The sequence below is a fragment of the Vibrio kagoshimensis genome (assembly GCF_050337535.1).
Lineage (GTDB): Bacteria > Pseudomonadota > Gammaproteobacteria > Enterobacterales > Vibrionaceae > Vibrio > Vibrio gallaecicus.
The window spans coordinates 180,860-197,886 of record NZ_JAKJSZ010000006.1 but is presented as its reverse complement, the minus strand read 5'-3'; the positions used below and the strand labels follow the sequence as shown (position 1 = coordinate 197,886).

The 17,027-nt window shown below is 38.5% G+C and carries 14 protein-coding genes; 2 read left to right on the top strand and 12 right to left on the bottom strand.

Features of this window, described 5'->3' with window-relative positions; genetic code table 11:
• Positions 1–49: 49 nt before the first annotated feature.
• Positions 50–1,024 (bottom strand): HTH-type transcriptional regulator CysB, encoded by a 975-nt coding sequence (gene cysB / locus L4C37_RS07155; RefSeq protein ID WP_137372960.1) that lies wholly within the window; start codon positions 1,022–1,024, stop codon positions 50–52.
• A 330-nt stretch (positions 1,025–1,354) separates the two neighbouring features.
• On the opposite strand from cysB, the gene L4C37_RS07150 reads away from it, so the two are divergent.
• Positions 1,355–2,119: a DNA repair protein gene (locus L4C37_RS07150; protein WP_137372959.1), complete on the top strand. Its 765-nt coding sequence runs from the start codon at positions 1,355–1,357 to the stop codon at positions 2,117–2,119.
• 95 nt (positions 2,120–2,214) lie between these two features.
• Complete coding sequence (miaE, locus tag L4C37_RS07145; RefSeq protein ID WP_273294466.1) at positions 2,215–2,988, top strand: tRNA isopentenyl-2-thiomethyl-A-37 hydroxylase MiaE; 774 nt, start codon at positions 2,215–2,217, stop codon at positions 2,986–2,988.
• A gap of 88 nt (positions 2,989–3,076) precedes the next feature.
• On the opposite strand, the gene L4C37_RS07140 is transcribed toward miaE, so the two are convergent.
• From L4C37_RS07140 to ihfB, 11 genes are all read right to left on the bottom strand, one after another.
• Positions 3,077–7,195 carry a zinc-dependent metalloprotease gene (locus L4C37_RS07140; RefSeq protein ID WP_429768268.1) on the bottom strand — a complete coding sequence of 1,373 codons (4,119 nt, stop codon included), beginning with the start codon at positions 7,193–7,195 and terminating at the stop codon, positions 3,077–3,079.
• Positions 7,196–7,230: 35 nt separating this feature from the next.
• Positions 7,231–8,070 carry a hypothetical protein gene (locus tag L4C37_RS07135; protein WP_273294464.1) on the bottom strand — a complete coding sequence of 280 codons (840 nt, stop codon included), beginning with the start codon at positions 8,068–8,070 and terminating at the stop codon, positions 7,231–7,233.
• A gap of 194 nt (positions 8,071–8,264) precedes the next feature.
• Positions 8,265–9,065 carry an ABC transporter ATP-binding protein gene (locus L4C37_RS07130; RefSeq protein WP_273294462.1) on the bottom strand — a complete coding sequence of 267 codons (801 nt, stop codon included), beginning with the start codon at positions 9,063–9,065 and terminating at the stop codon, positions 8,265–8,267.
• Between the two features lie 4 nt (positions 9,066–9,069).
• Complete coding sequence (locus L4C37_RS07125; protein ID WP_429768237.1) at positions 9,070–9,936, bottom strand: ABC transporter ATP-binding protein; 867 nt, start codon at positions 9,934–9,936, stop codon at positions 9,070–9,072.
• Positions 9,937–9,952: 16 nt separating this feature from the next.
• Positions 9,953–11,791: an extracellular solute-binding protein gene (locus L4C37_RS07120; RefSeq protein ID WP_429768236.1), complete on the bottom strand. Its 1,839-nt coding sequence runs from the start codon at positions 11,789–11,791 to the stop codon at positions 9,953–9,955.
• Positions 11,792–11,845: 54 nt separating this feature from the next.
• Complete coding sequence (locus L4C37_RS07115; RefSeq protein WP_218940997.1) at positions 11,846–12,892, bottom strand: ABC transporter permease; 1,047 nt, start codon at positions 12,890–12,892, stop codon at positions 11,846–11,848.
• Positions 12,889–13,911: an ABC transporter permease subunit gene (locus tag L4C37_RS07110; protein WP_137372953.1), complete on the bottom strand. Its 1,023-nt coding sequence runs from the start codon at positions 13,909–13,911 to the stop codon at positions 12,889–12,891. Before L4C37_RS07110 ends, L4C37_RS07115 begins: the two co-directional genes overlap by 4 nt.
• A gap of 400 nt (positions 13,912–14,311) precedes the next feature.
• Positions 14,312–15,022: an orotidine-5'-phosphate decarboxylase gene (gene pyrF / locus L4C37_RS07105; RefSeq protein ID WP_429768235.1), complete on the bottom strand. Its 711-nt coding sequence runs from the start codon at positions 15,020–15,022 to the stop codon at positions 14,312–14,314.
• Between the two features lie 95 nt (positions 15,023–15,117).
• Entirely contained in the window at positions 15,118–16,287 is a 1,170-nt protein-coding gene (lapB, locus tag L4C37_RS07100; protein WP_429768234.1) for a lipopolysaccharide assembly protein LapB, read from the bottom strand.
• A gap of 23 nt (positions 16,288–16,310) precedes the next feature.
• Positions 16,311–16,583: a LapA family protein gene (locus L4C37_RS07095; RefSeq protein WP_137372950.1), complete on the bottom strand. Its 273-nt coding sequence runs from the start codon at positions 16,581–16,583 to the stop codon at positions 16,311–16,313.
• A 141-nt stretch (positions 16,584–16,724) separates the two neighbouring features.
• Positions 16,725–17,009, bottom strand: a complete 285-nt coding sequence (ihfB, locus tag L4C37_RS07090; RefSeq protein WP_137372949.1) for an integration host factor subunit beta — start codon at positions 17,007–17,009, stop codon at positions 16,725–16,727.
• Positions 17,010–17,027 lie beyond the last annotated feature (18 nt).

The following is a 17,027-nucleotide window of genomic DNA, read 5'->3' as shown; positions in this document are numbered from 1 at the left end:
AAGCTAAAATAGGAAGATTTAAAACATGTTCGTTTAGTTTGTTTGCTATTTACCTAATTGGTAAATCAATATCTTTAAACATCTCATCAATTTCATCATTAGATTTTAGTGAGATAGCCTGCTCTACCACTGGTCGAGTGAGATGAGGTGCAAAGCGCTCCATAAAATCAAACATATAAGAGCGTAAGAAAGTCCCACGTCTGAAGCCAATACTTGTGGTGCTTGCACCAAATAGATGGCTAGCGTCAATAGCCACGAGATCTGTATCTTGTTCTTGGTCAATCGCCATACTAGCAATGACACCAACACCAATGCCCATTCGTACGTAAGTTTTGATGACATCTGCATCTGTTGCTGTAAATACAACTCTCGGAGTTAACCCTACCTTATTAAAAGCAGTATCAAGCTCAGAGCGACCAGTAAAACCAAATACGTAAGTAACTAGAGAATAGGCAGCCAGATCTTCAATCGTCACCAATTTCTTCTGCGCCAATGGGTGATCTTTGGTCACAACGATAGAGCGATTCCAGTGATAACAAGGCAACATAATGGCATCTTGATACAAATGTAATGCTTCCGTTGCGATTGCAAAGTTAGCCGTTCCTTTTGCGACTGCTTCAGACATTTGACTAGGAGTGCCTTGGTGCATATGAAGTGACACTTTAGGATATCGAGCTGTGAAACCTTTGATGACATCAGGAAGGGCATACCGAGCTTGAGTATGAGTAGTTGAAATATTTAACGTTCCCATTTCAGGGTGAGTGTGCTCCCCTGCTACCGCTTTTATGCTTTCAACTCGAGCTAAGATTTCTTGTGAAATCCTAACGATGTCAACACCTGCAGGGGTTACCTGAGTCAGGTGCTTACCGCTACGCTCAAAAATTTGAATTCCTAGTTCATCTTCTAATAGTCTAACTTGCTTACTAATACCAGGTTGAGATGTGTATAAGCTTTCCGCGGTGGCAGAAACATTCAAGTTATGATTAACGACTTCAACAATGTACTTCAGCTGCTGTAACTTCATTTTTAACCTCGTAATCCTTTACTATTTAGTGCTAACTTATCTAAAAATAGAGCTGTTAATGCGCGTCTAATATAATTAATAGTTATAACGTCTAATCCCATAAAATGATAGATAAAAAGCACATTTCTACGACTATTGATAAATAAATTAACAAAGGATAACTGACATTTTGCAGGCTATAGCTCATTATTAACTAATAGTTGTATTTTTTGATTATCAAATGCCTTGTTAGAGGGAATAATCATTAATTGCAATTTCTATGTGCAGATACACAACAGGATCGTGTATCCTTTACGACTAGCTATAAAAACAATAAGCAGACACAAATATATGAATATTGGTTTAATTATCGCCTTAGTAGCCGTTCTTTTGGTATTAGTCTTAGGCTATAACATCATGCTTCAATACAAAGTGAAGGTTGAAACCGCGAAGAAGCAGGAATCTTCTCGCTATCTAACCATTATTGATGGAACCGAAGAACTCATTGGTAATGCTCATCACATGCCTTTCAGCCAAGACCTTCTCGTATGCCTGAATACGCGTATTCTTGACGCTCTTGAAAACATGTATCAATTAGATCCAAAGAATAAGCAACTGGCTCAACGAATTGAAAGTGTAAAACAGCAAATTACACAGCTTAAAGAAAACTACCAAGGTGGCGAAAGCACAACTTTTAAAGTACCAAGTAGTGATAAGCAAGCAATCATGATGCTAAAACTCGTGAAAAGATTACGAGATACAGTTCGTAATGAACATAATAAAGGTCGATTTGATACCCAAGCTTATGTGACTGAAAATGCACGTCTTGAGACTATTCAAATTCGTATCAACATTGAAAATGTAATCAAGCGAGCAAATGATTCTATTGCACGTGGTCAACCCGGAACTGCTTTACAGCTACTTCGTAAAGGTATTGACGCTCTAAACTCAAAAAATGATACGTATTCAAACCAAGCTCGCGAGAAGCTTCAAAACATGCTCAACGACCTGGACCAAAAACGTGTTGATAAAAATGCTGAACAACTTCAACAAATTGAATCAAAAGAGCGAGATGATGATATGGATGCTCTTTTTGGTCAGAAGAAAAAGTGGTAAATTTCAGCTAGATCTCATTCCCTTTAAAGGTCACCTGTGGTGGCCTTTTTTATTCACTCCACGCAGTGAAAAATCTCTCAGTGTAAGTATTAACAATGACTAATGACGCGACTCAAAAACTCCTAGAACCCATCAAATCCTTCCTACAATGTGAAACCCCTGATGCATGGGTCGACGAAGCTAAAAAGCCCGAAAATTTAAAAATCATCCTTCTAGATCACCTTCTTTGTGAATTAAAAGCCGGTCAATCTGCTATGTACTTAATTCGTAAATATGCAGTTGATAAAGACAGCGCAGCAACACTGTTAGAGTGGTTCAAGCCCTACGAAGAATTTGCTTATCGAAAAATAGGTAGCCTTGAAACATTAAAAGGTAAAAGTAATATTTCGAAAGCAATTATGGCTAAATCTGGCGCGCCATATAGCCAAGATTTAATCGATAAAATGGTTCTACTCATCAAAGAAGAATTGCATCACTTCTACCAAGTTCTTGAAATAATGACGGCAAGAGATATTCCTTACGAGAGCATCCCTGCGAGCCGTTATGCTAAAGGAATGCTTTCACATGTGAAAACACATGAGCCTCAAACACTAGTCGATAAGCTGATTGTGGGGGCTTATATTGAAGCTCGTTCGTGTGAACGCTTTGCTAAACTTGCCCCTCATTTAGATGAAGATATCGAAAAGTTTTATATTTCTCTTTTACGTTCAGAAGCTAGGCACTACCAAGATTACTTAGCACTTGCTCAACAAATTTCTAAAGATGATATTTCTGAGCGTGTTGCTCATTTTGGACGAGTTGAGGCTGATCTAATTAGTTCTGATGACTCTGATTTTAAATTCCACAGCGGGAAGCCAGCACTGAATTAGTTACTGACTATTCAGTCTGTTAAATGAAAAAAGGCTCGCAAATGCGAGCCTTATTATTTTTCATTTCTTACTACATGCCTAATGTGACTTAAAAGTCTCCAGCATTTGGTAAGCGGTCTAGTAACTCGTAGTACTTACCAGCTACTGCGCCAATATCACCAGCAACGTAAGCCTGGAGCATGTTGAAATCCTTCAACCATAGCTCTTTATCTGCATCAGAAGAAGCAGTGTAGCTTGCGTAAACATTATCTACTGCGAACATCATAGAAGTCGTGTAGTTATTAAAGATAAGTAGCATTGCATCTGTGTACGCTGCATAAGCATCAGCAACACTATGGACTGCACCACCTTGGTAAACTAAAGTATCAGCCCCAGCATCATAAACTAAATCACCAGACGCAATATTCGCGTCTCGGAAGTTATTGAACGATGTATTAAAGTTAAGGATACCAGCAGCAATATCGGTATCAATCGTTACCTTCATTGCATTGACCATAGGTGCATCGAACAGTAATACTGCGTCATGGTAAGCTGGCAAGATTGCTGTTCTGAAACCGCCCCACGCTGTATCAATATTTGTCACGACTGTTGATAGAGCAGCAGGATCATAGTTATCTAAGAATACTTTCAAATCGTAACCATCTGAACTTACTAGCTGATTTGCGTACTCATAAGCTAGTTTGTTCGATTTAGTCGCGACAAACTTCTCACCATCAATGACGAATTCAACTTTATCACCAGCGATAAGTCCGTAGCGGTCTTGTTGCTTAGTGAATGAATCAAATTGTGCTTTACCTCGAGATTTCACTTGGTAATCATTCGATTGCATTTGACGAACACCCATGTTCAGGATGACATCACCTACACGCTCACGACTAATGCTTGACAAACCAAAGAATCGGTTAATACCACGAGGCATTGGAGAAAGAGATTCCATTTGTACTGTAGAATGAAGATCTACAGTAACGCCCGATAAACTAGTAAAGGCATCACCATTTGCATCAACCAATTCTAGTGGCGTTGTTAATGGCTCTTTCGCGATAATGTTCGACATAATATCGTCGTATTCAGCTTTAACACCTGATAAGTCAAGTAATGAAGCAAAGCTCACTTCGTCGGTGTAACGGTTTGAATAGCGACGCGCTAAGAAGTAACTTGCTAGCGCTTTATCAGGCCAACTACCTAGTACAGATACCGCGTTTGACCACGGGTAATCTGGGTCAAAGCTACCAATAGATGTTAGGAATCGACCATTTTTAGTTTCAGCTACAGCTGAATATCCAGTTTCAGCATCAGCAATAAATGCAGTTGCCTGTTCGTCGAAACAGTTCGCATCTAAGATATCGTAGCTTGCAGGTAACTGATGAGAGTTATTATTCAGTAGAGTACCTAATGCAACTACTTTTTGCTGACCAGTAGCGTTCTGAATAACACACTGATGCTCAGGTGTACGTAATACATCTAAGAAGAACTCAGCAGCTTTGGTTGCACCGTATGAGTAATCACAGAACCAACTATTCTGATCCCCACCTTCAGTACAATAAGTTGGGTTAGCAGCTAGGCGAGATAAGAAATCACCTGGCTTGTCTGTTGAACTCGTATAGCCCAAGTTAGTGTATAAATTATCAATACGCTCTAGATCTTCGATCTTGTCACGGATAGATGACATTTCACGGAAGCGTCTAATAATGTAGCTAGGGTAATCAGAACTATATAGACCATTTACGCTATAAGCTGCTGCATTTCGTCTGTCATAGCTATCTAGGTAGCTCTGCCATTCATAAGTAGCAATTTCTTCTAGGCTCGTACCTTCATCAAAACGGTTACAATCACTGTTTAATGAAACGTTGCCATCAGTACAGAATGCATAGTCTTTTCTTTCAATTTTCTGAACTTCATCTAAGTAATGAAGAATACCGTAACGGGTTGCTTGATAGTCATCTTCGTTTCCGGATAGAGCTGCAGTATCAAACTTAGAGAAATCACAGTTGTAAATAGACTTGCCTGCGTTAGCTGCATCAGTTAACTCTGCTACAGGTAGACACACCATCAAAGATTGATTACTTGAAGTGTTGCCAAATCTCATCGCGAAGCTAGTGTTATAAGATTCTAACTCTGCTAGGTAAGCCGTATAAGCTGCTTTCAATTCATCCGATGCATCTGCTGCAGGCTCTGCAACCGGAGTTGGAGCTTGGCCTGGAGAGTCTTGAATTGTTTCAACAATACGACCGTAAGCAAATTTAAATGCTGCTATATCATACAGACCCCAAGTTGGCGTCTCATCTAACATACTAGGTGCATAATCCATTGTTGAACTGTATGCAGGTACGTTGTGTAAGCCAAGTTGATGAGCTTGTTCTAATGAGTAGTAGTTATCTTTATCATTAGAGCCTTTGAAGTTATGGCGTAAACCTACGTTATGACCAATTTCATGCACTAAAGTATTGCTGTAAGTCGCAACAGTAATTGCATCAGCTGCCAGCTGCTGTAATTCAGTCGGTAGATATTTCCAACGCTTAAGTTCACGAGAAACCTCATTACCATCAGCATCAAGCTTGATGTTGAAGTAACGTGCATCGTCAAGGCTCAGATTATCTAACATCGCTTTGTTTGTTGAAGATACCCATGAAGCTTCGATTGGATAAGCGTTGTTTTCAGACCAGAAAGCTAAGCGGTTTTCTTCTGCTGCAACCACATCTTTAAAGTCCATTTCATCATTGAAATTATCTAATAAAACTGTTGGTGCAACACGATGAGCTTCATTCTTAACCGCTTCATCACGGCTGACGTTTGGTGCAGACTCAGGGTTTAATGTCCCTTCAATTTTTGCTAACGCACTTAGAGTAGACAATTGCTGGATTCGAGACTGAACTTCAGAAGAAGCTGCAGCGTCACTTGGTAGCGGATCTAGTCCATCTAAGTCTAGCTGATTACGGTTATAGAATCGTGCAAGGTTATCCCAGTAGAATGGTACACCCGTTCGAGCAACACCTGAATATTGGTTAACATGCGCTTTAATGATTTCGCCCGTCATAGGGTTTGCTACTGAAGGACCATAGCCTAGCAGACCATTTGCCAAAGGCTCATCAACTAAGTTAATGATGTTATAACGTAAATCACCAGGGTGAATACCTGCAGGTGCAGACTCATTTACAATTTCAAGTATCGGCATTGCCGAATCAGCCCCAAACATGTTCAATGCTTGGTTCATCTTATTCAAAGTTTGAATAGTCGAATCTAAGAATAATTTGTTCTTTTCTTCAAAAAAGTTATCCGTTAGGTAGTACTTAATTGAGTCTTGATCTGGGTTAAAGCGGTTTAGATATACAACATCACGATCGTATTTATTCGTAATCGGGTTGATTTTTTTCGTTTCAGTCGTGAAGAAACCAATATCATTTTCGTCACCAACAGGGTATAGAGCTGGTTGGTAACCTTCTGTTGCAACAACACTTTCATGAACTAGAGAGTAGTAAAAACGGGATTTGAAAGCGCCATCTACCAAGGCTTCTTCTAGGCCTTTCTTAGTGCTAAAATTGATGTAATCAGATAGCTTATCCATATCAATACGGAAAGTGCGCTCTAATTCGAAGTTAAGAACACCAGACTTGTCATCGAACTCCCAAGAGATCAACTTCGCGCCATCAGTTTCAGTTACACCGTCTGTTAGACCAAATAAGTCTTCATAGTTGAATTCAGAAACTTCTAGATCTTCTGGATTTGGTGTGAAGTGCGTTTGAGCAGTATATGGTAAGTTTTTATCTGTGTTGATTTCTTCTTCATTCGTACAGTCACCATAGCTATCTTCGTTACAACGATATGCAGCATAGTCACCAGGAATAGTTAGAACATGTGGGAAGTTTACGGAATCGTCATCACCAACAATACCAGACTCAGCACAGTAGTTGTTCTCATCAATATTAAGTGATGCGTCAGGATAGTTTTTATCAAAACTACGAACTTCAAGACCGTTTTTTGTGTAACACAGCTCAACGTATCGTCCCATGCCCTGTAAAAATGGGAATTGGTTTAAAGCGAAACGTGGCGCTGCACCAGTTGTAGGTACATAGAACCATCGACCTTCTTTAAGATCTTTAACAGCTACTTCTTTTGCATCTCTTTTTTCGTATTCATAGGCTTGGTCATCAGCCCCACAACCAGCCAGTACAGCAGAAACTGCTGCTGCTAGTGCAATTTTTTTAAACATCATCATGTGATCCTTCTTTATTATTTTATTTTTCCTTAAAAGGAATAAGTTATTTCTGCTATATACGAAGCTCGGTCTGCATCAAATAAATCGATATTTCCCAATGTACCCTGCTCAGCATCTGCATAAAATCCAGATGTTGCTCCTGTCAAACTAATACCGATACTGTCGGTTGCTTGATAAGAACCATATATAGAGCCGCCATAATTAAAGCTATCTCTACGCGTTCCTTGGTAACTCTGAGAGTTTCCACCTAGTGCAGAAATACCAATAACTAGCTTTTCAAACTTATAACTTGCACCTGTAGACAACGAATATGTCCACTCAGTTAAAGACTTACCGCCAGCAGTTTTATACTCATGGAAGTTTTTTCTCAAACGAGGTGCTATCGAAAAATCAATGCCTAATGCTTTAAAACTAACTGGAATAGCTAATCTAAAAGCAGTATTTAATTCATCATTTTTCGATGTTTCCGAGGTTGGAATAGTAAATTGACCACTCATTCCAATAGATCCAGTTTCACCAAATGTAAAAAGTCCAGAACGACTGAGACCAATTACAGTATCATTAGCAAATGTACCTGTTTCATTTTCTAGAGCACGATATCCACCTGAAGATAAATAAGCTCTATAATCCTGATTAAATCTATACGATAACGACCCGCCCCATGAAATGTTACGAACCGCTCTGTAGTCATCTTTATTATATATATTTGTATCGTAAGCTAAGGAAACTGAGCCGCCCAATTTAGACTCGACTTGTTCCTTCTCTTGAACTTCCTCACCTTTATTTTCATCCGCAAAAGCGGATGTAATTAATAAAGGTGTGAGAAGCAAAGCAAGAGCGCTTTTTTTCCACTGTTGTGTATATTGCATATTTTACGTCCATGAAATATTAAACTCTTTCGAGTCATCCATGTATTGTCATTAATATCGAGTAATCAATGCTCTATATTTTAGGTATGACAATAACTACTAGAGTAAAGCTATGCTTAACTCTAATATTCTTTACAAGCGAAATAATGTTTTACTTTTTAGTTATTTTATTTATATAGCTTTATTATACTGAATTATATTCTTTGCCTTGGATGTGTAATTGGGATTGCTGACAGTAACGATTTCGTATAATCATGTTCCGGTTGGTTATAAACTTTTAGCGCATCACCAAATTCAACCACTTTACCAAAGTACATAACAGCAACGTCATCAGACATTTTCTTTACCACAGATAAATCATGAGAAATAAATATAATCGCTAGATTCATTTCTTTCTGAAGTACCAAAAGCAAGTTAATAATTTGTGCTTGAACAGATACATCCAGTGCTGAAACCGATTCATCACAAATAAGTAATTTAGGCTTTAAAGCAATTGCGCGAGCTATGCCGATTCTTTGTCTTTGACCGCCTGAAAACTCATGTGGGTACCGATTAATTGATTCACGAGGCAGACCCACTTTATCCAACAATTCCAAAGCCCACTGCTTTCTTTCACTAGAAGTACCAATATCATGAATGATGTAAGGTTCTTCTAATATCATTCCAATAGTATGGCGCTGGTTTAGTGATTCCATCGGGTCTTGAAATACTATTTGCATGTCTTTACGTAATGGTCGCATTTCCTTTGACGACAGAGTTGTAATATCTTTGCCTTCAAAATAAATTTTACCCGCAGTAGGTTCAAATAACTTAAGGATCGTTCTTCCTAGAGTGCTTTTTCCACAGCCAGATTCTCCAACCAAGCCAAGAGTCTTACCTTCATCTAATGTAAAAGAAACACCATCAACCGCTTTAATCGTGTAGCCTTTTGAAAATAAGCGTTTTCCAGATATAAAATGCTGCTTTAGGTTTTCAATTCTTAGTACTTCTTTCATTCCATTACCCTCTGAACTCTGGAAACTCTGTTGTATCAATAGGTTCAATATCAATAATGGTTTTCGGCTTGTGATCCAAATTTGGCATTAGCCCAAGCAACCGCTTTGTATACGGGTGCTGAGGGTTATCGAATAAATCAAACACATCGGCTTTTTCAACAACCTTGCCTGCATACATAACTGCAACATCATCACATATCTGTGCAACTACACCTAAGTCATGAGTAATAAACAACATTGCCATACCTGTCTCATCTTGCAATTCCTTCATCAAAGAAAGAATTGAAGCTTGAACCGTTACATCCAAGGCTGTAGTTGGTTCATCACAAATCAGAAGATCTGGTTTACATGCCAGTGCCATTGCGATCATCACTCGTTGTCTCATCCCCCCGGACAAGTTATGCGGATATTCGTCAATACGCTTTTCTGGCATTGGGATTTTTACTTTCTCGAGCATTTCAATCGCGTATTGTCTTCGCTCTACTTTTTGTAATTCAGGTCTATGAAGCTCCAGCACTTCCATTATCTGCTTACCAACTGTATGGACAGGATTTAAAGCAGTCATTGGATCCTGAAAAATAATTGAAATTGAATCACCACGCATTGAATACATGTCTTCAGCAGGCAATGAGGTTAGCTCTGTATCCTTGTATGAGATACTCCCTGAGACTACATTCCCATATGGCTTAGGAAGCAGCCCCATAATGGACATAGAAGTGACACTCTTACCACAACCTGACTCGCCGACTAAACCTAATGTGCGACCTTTTATTACTTCGAAGTCTACGCCATGCAGTACTTTCACTATTCCGTCATCAGTTTTGAATTCGACTTCTAAGTTTTTGACTTCTAATACTGTTTCATTATTCATAGGTTCTAACTCTGGCTTACAACTTATACTGATCATCAATAACTGTTACTGGCTGATACTTTTTGTCTTTTTTCATCGCTTTTTGGGTGTCGGTTTTAACCGATTTATCAATCCAAAAGTTGCCTATATCCATCGGATGAAAGAAGGCCTGAGTTTGTTTAGTCATAGCATTGTCTGAATATTGAACCCATCGCCAATGAACAGCTCTCGAATACGGCACCATGTAACCTGGTACGATAATATTGGCATCAGTAACATAATCTTGAATTTGATGTGATAAGTCATAGCGTGTTTGCTGATCAAATTCCGCATCATATTTTTCTATCAATGCGTCTAATTCAGGGCTGCTGTAATTAGTATGAGCATTGGTTTGAGGTTTATTTGCATTATCTGAGTGCAGATATTCCCAATATGACGGAATTTCACCTGAGCCCATATTAAGGAAAGCAAGTTCATGTTTCTTTTCCAAAATGTATTTGAATGCTGATGAACCATCTACAAGATTAAGTGAAAACTCAACGCCTGCTAATTTGGCTTGCTCTTTCAAATAAGCAATACGTGGAGTCCAAGTGGTATACCCATAAGTAATAGCAAAAGTTAGCTTCTCACCTTTACTATTTATACGGATACCATCTGAACCAACTTTATCGAATCCTGCTTTAATAAAATGCTGAACCGCAACCTTAGGATTAAAGTCAGGGGCTTTATTATCTGCTTTATCATACTCACCATGACCAAAACCTAAGCCATGCGGCTTACGGGAATAATCACCGCGCATAATATTAGCTATCATACCGTCGTAATCCGTAGCATGCATGATGCCTTTACGCACGTTGATATCATTAAGTAAAGGTTGAGATGTATTCATCCAAAGACCACCAGCTCCTTGCGGTGTTTGGTTAAATCCCCAGAACTTATGAATATAACCGTTCTCAACACCTTCAGAGTCGGATTTTCCATGCCAATATTCAGGAAGAACTAGATCAAAGAAATCAAGCTTACCCTTTTCAAAGTGCTTTAATGCGATATCAAAATCACGAATTACAGTAATTCTAATTTTATCGACATTATAACGATTTTGATAATAGCGATTTGAATAGCCCCACCAATCATCCCCTACATGTTTAAAGGTGACGCTTTTACCTTTTTTAACTTTGTCTAAGTAGTAAGGTCCAGCTGTAGGTTCACTTTTGAAATTGTATTGACGGACAAAGCTATCAACCATTCCATCGCCATTTTCATCTTTACCATTTTCAAAGAAGTGTTCAGGTCGTGGTTGAAAACCATTGCTCGGCATATTAATAAGAACCATTAATGCATCAGAGCTTTGTTCTACTTCAGTTTCAACCGAAATAGTAAGGTCATCAATTTTACTCACGTTAACAATTGAGTTTGAGAAGAATTCGTTATACCAAGGATCAACAATATCTTTCGAGCGATAATATTTAAGCATGAACAAATAGTCATCAGCAGTTATTTGCTCTCCATCAGACCATTTTGCGTTCGGATCAAGCTTGAAATATACCGTTCTATTATCACTATTAAATGCCCAGTCAGTCGCTAGTTGAGGAATCCACTTACCTGTATTCGGATGGCGCTGTACAAGTTTAGGAGCCCCATCCATGAAGTAGTGCCTTAAGCCTGAGTTGGCATCAGGACCAACACTTCTCAAAGTTTGAGGAAAACTCTGTATAAAGGTTCTTAATGTCCCCCCTCTTTTTGCATCTTCTGAAGCAAAAAGAGGTTCAGCGTTATTTGAAAGCCAAGTAAGCTCTTGCGGTAATGCATCAGCATTCGAATAAAAACTGATACTCGACAATACTGCTATAACAGACAGTGCTACTTTATTTTTCATAATCATTACTTCCTGTGAATCAGGTACATCCTGTAAATTAGCGCTAAAAGACGCTTAAATGTAACGTGTGAATTTTTTAGGATCAAAAGCTGAGCGAATCGCTTCACCAATGAAGGTAACCATAACCAGAACTGCAACAATTGAGGTCACAACAGAAACTACAATCCAAGGGGCATCTAAGTTTGATTTACCTTGTTGTAATAGTTCACCCCAACTAGGTGTCGGTGGCATCAACCCAAGACCTAAGTAATCTAACGCAGTCAACGCTGTAATATTTGCTGCGATCGTAAAAGGTGCTAACGTTACAATCATAACCATAGTGTTCGGCAAGATGTGGTGTAGTAAAATTCGAGATGTTGAAGCACCTAAGGCTCGTGCAGCCATGACATATTCTCGAGCTGACTCTTTATATGTCATTGTTCGCATATACCAAGTTATACCCATCCAGCCAAATAACACATTAATAGCAACAAAGAGCGTGAAGGTTGGTTGAGTTATAGATACCAATATCATGATGACGTACAAGAAAGGTACCATGGACCATACTTCTATCAGCCTTTGTACAAATAAGTCGAACTTCCCACCGAAATAACCCATGGAACAACCTACAACTGTTCCTATTACGTATGAGATTGCCATTGTCATCAACGCGAATCCCATCGCTATTCGAAATCCGTAAACTAGTCTTGCAAGGATATCCCTACCAATGACATCTGTGCCAAGGTAATGCTTAGTTATTAGGCTTGGAGCCAAGGGAGGAAAATCCCCTGAAAAATCCTGTTCGTATGGATTCCATGGAACTATTGGCATAATGACAAAATTGCCATTATCAGCCTGACTAAATTGCACTTGAAGATCACGATAATCAGCTTCACTTGAATAATCCAGACCAAAATCTGTACCAAGTCTTACATCACTAAATACAGGAAAGAACCATTGGTTATTTTGTTTAACAACCAAAGCTTTACTGTTGACTAAAACTTCAGCAAATAAAGATAATAAAATTAAAGTAGAAAGGATAATTAATGACCAATAACCTCGTTTTATTTCTTTAAAATGTTTAACCTTTTTTAGAGTTAAAGGGGTTAATTGAAATATCATGAACCAAACCTCACTCTTGGATCTGCAATTGCGACACAAAGATCAGAAAGGATATTACCTATCATCAGCATCACTGCATTAATTGCTACAATTCCCATTACTACTGGATAATCTCTCTCCATAATGGATTCATACCCAAGTAAGCCAATACCATCAATGTTAAAGATTACTTCAATTAAAAATGAACCTGTCATAAAGAATAATAATGAGTTACCAAAATGGCTCGCAATTGGTATTAAGCTATTTTGTAAAGCATGTTTTTTAACAGCTGTTTTAAATGGAAGCCCTTTAGCTATCGCAGTACGAATGTAATCTGCGGAAATATTTTCCATCAAATTATTTTTCATCGTCATTGTCAATGTTGCAAAGTCACCAATCAAATAACAAATCAATGGTAAAACTGCATGCCACATAATGTCTTTGATTTGTTCTAATCCGGTTTCATAATCATCAAAGTCGTCGCCAACAAAGCCTCCCATAGGGAACCAATCTAAATTGTATGCGAACACAGTAATAAGAAATACACCAACTACATAACCAGGAAGAGCATATCCAACAAAAATCAATACTGACGAGAATGAATCAAATACTGACCCATGCTTTATGGCTTTAAAATATCCGAGAGGAATTGAAATGAAATAACTAATAAAGAATGTCATCCCACCATAGAATAATGAGACAGGTAATCTCTCAGCAATCATGTCACTGACAGGTTCGTAATATCGAGTAGATTCTCCAAAATCCAATACGATTATTTTTGAAAGCCAATCAAGGTAGGATTCAATAACAGGCTTATCCAATCCGTAGAATGCATTTAGATCTGCAATTTGATCTTCAGATAAAGCGGAACTATTACCAGCAACGCTAACTGAGGCGCTATCCGATCCCGAATGCATACTGGCTAGCATTCTTTCTACTGGTCCACCAGGGACAAATCTTGTTATTGCAAAGATTAAAATTGTAATACCTATAAAGGTAGGCACAACTAATAATAATCGCCTGATAATATATGCTAACAATTGGAAATACTCCGTACCAATTACTAAATGTAACTTACATCCTGTAAATTATTAAGATGATGTAAAAACGTTCTATTGCAAAGTTGTAAACTGGTGGAAAACTCTAATCTATAAATTATTCATATGAAACGTTTAATTTTAACAACTTATAAGATAATCGAGTTATGTCATATTTATGGCAGATTTTGTGCTTTCATAAAACACGTTGCGCTCAAAAAAAACATTTTCAGTTAACGAAGTTATAATATTCGACTTGGGAGTATTTCGAAAAAGGATTTATGACTATAGATTAGATACTTTAGTTATACATTGATAAGAATTAGTGATTTATACTGGAATGGAAGGCGCCTAAACGATTGCGTCATTGGATTGGCATGTATAGGCGCTATTATTAGAACTATTATTTGTTGCTAGATTGTAACAGGGTATTATTGATAGACATCAATACTTCAGAAGGATTCGCAGCCTGAGTGATTGGTCGACCTATTACTAAATAGTCAGATCCCGACTCAACCGCTTTTGTTGGGGTCATGATGCGTTTTTGGTCACCAATATCAGCACCTACAGGGCGAATACCCGGTGTAACCAGCTTGAATTCTTTCCCTAAAGTAGATTTAAGCAATGAAGCTTCTTGAGCTGAACATACAACACCATCGAGACCTGAGTTTTTACTCAGTTTTGCTAATCGCATAACTTGCTCTTGAGGTTCTAAATCCAGTCCAATTCCGGCTAAGTCATTCTGCTCCATACTAGTCAGAACCGTAACACCAATGAGTAATGGGCGGTCTTTTCCGTATGGTTCTAAAATTTCACGTGATGCTTGCATCATCCTTTCACCACCACTCGCGTGAACGTTCACCATCCACACACCAAGCTCAGCTGCAGCTCTTACCGCTTTAGAGCATGTATTGGGTATGTCATGAAATTTCAAATCTAGAAATACTGAAAAACCACGTTTATGTAATTCACGAATAAACTCTGGGCCAAATAGTGTGAACATCTCTTTGCCCACTTTTAACCTACATGTCGCTGGATCAATTTTATCGACAAAAGCTAATGCGTTTGCTTGGTTATCATAATCCAGTGCTACGATAATCTTCTGATCGTTCATTTCATCTCCTAACGTAATTAACTTTGTGCAATTTTCACTCAAAAAAATGCAGCTCGAAAGCTGCAATTATTAATTTGGTCTGATGACCATAAAATCTATTCACCATCAAGCCCACGAATAGGCTTAATCGTTCCCCACCCTTTACATGATGGGCAATGCCAATACATGGAGTGAGTAGAAAAACCACATTTCCTACAACGATAGTGTGGCTTAGTTTTCAGTTGCTCACCTACCATAGACTGTAAAGTAGTTAGGCTGGCTTTTGCCCTCCCTTCTTCAGCTTCTGCTAGATGGTAATCAATTAGGCGGTAAAAGCCTTTCATAGTAGGGTTTTTTACTAGTTGCTTAGTCAACAGCTCTTGTGCAGAGCCCGTATTTTCATGGTGGGCAACAAGTTGAGCAAGCATGAGCTCAGCAGAGACCCCAGCTTTCTTAGTTATACACTTGCGTAAAAACTCGACTAGGAGATCTTCCTGACCTAAGTGGTGATAACAATCAGCAAGAGTTGGTAGTACTTCACTGACTAAATCAATATCTTGATCAAGCACTTGCTCCATATGATCAATTGTCTTTTGGTACTGCTCATTTCCTAAATACAATTTACCAAGTGAAATACTCGCGCGGGCGCATTTTGGATGTTCAGCTAATGCTTTTTTGAAAAACTGGATAGCCTTAACTTGGTTACCGTCAGCCTGTTCATTCATAGCCAGTTCACACCAAAAGTGTGCAACTGTTGCATGCATCTTTTTCTTGCCTAACTTAACCAACAAATTGGCATAATGAATGGCTTTGTCCCACTCACGTGTTTGCTGATAGATAGACACTAACTGCTGTAAAGCACCTTCTCTATGTTCAGGCTCTTCAACCAGTTGTTCAAAAATCTTTTCCGCGCGGTCTAAGAAACCTGAAACCATGTAGTCCTTAGCTAGCTGCTGAAGTGCTAAATTCTTTTGGTCCAAAGTAAGACCTGAACGGGAAATCAAGTTTTGATGGATACGTATTGCTCTATCAACCTCACCTCTAGATCTAAATAAATTACCAAGAGCTAGATGCGTATCAATAGTTTCATTATCAACTTGTAGTAATTCAATGAAATGATCTACAGCTTTATCTGATTGATCTGATAGCAATAGATTTAAGCCCGTGACGTACTGACGAGATATTTGATGGGAATGTTTTTGCTTTTCTTGCTGAGCGTTACGATTACCCATGTACCACCCGTAAGCAGCAGCAATTGGTAATAACAAGAACAGTAACTCTAACATTAAGTCTTAGACCTTTAGTTGCTTTAAGCTTTTGACTCAACAACAATCGATTTTGACTGTTTACTAAGCTTTTTCTTTAGGCGAATAACCTGCAACTGCGATTTAAGATGCATACTCCCAAAAACAGCCCATGAGAGTGCGAAACCTGAAACAAACACTACACCTAATAATGTTGATAAATGGAAATCACCTTGTGCTAGCAGGTAATTAAACGTAACTACGCTCTGGTTTTGAGAACCCAAAGCCAATGCAATTAAGAAAAGTGCTATAACCGCGACTATTTTTATTATTTTCATAGTTCATCACTCATGAGTTAGTTTACTTAGACAATTATGCAGGAAAATTACTATTCAGACCACGCATATTAGCAATATTATGGACATAAAAAAGCAGCATACCATTATAGTATGCCGCATTTTTAATTCCGATAAGTTGCACTACATTCCAGCGTTTACTCGCTCACGTAATTCTTTACCAGGCTTGAAGTGAGGAACATATTTACCTTCTAGTTCTACTTTATCACCTGTTTTAGGGTTTCTTCCTAATCGAGGCTCACGATAATGTAATGAGAAGCTTCCAAAGCCACGGATTTCAATTCGGTCACCGCTTTCAAGTGTTGTAGCCATGTGCTCTAAAATATCTTTTACAGCATCTTCAATTTCTTTAGCAGAAAGATGTGTTTGCTCAGCACACAATCTTTCAATCAATTCAGACTTAGTCATAGTTACCCTCGTTGGTTT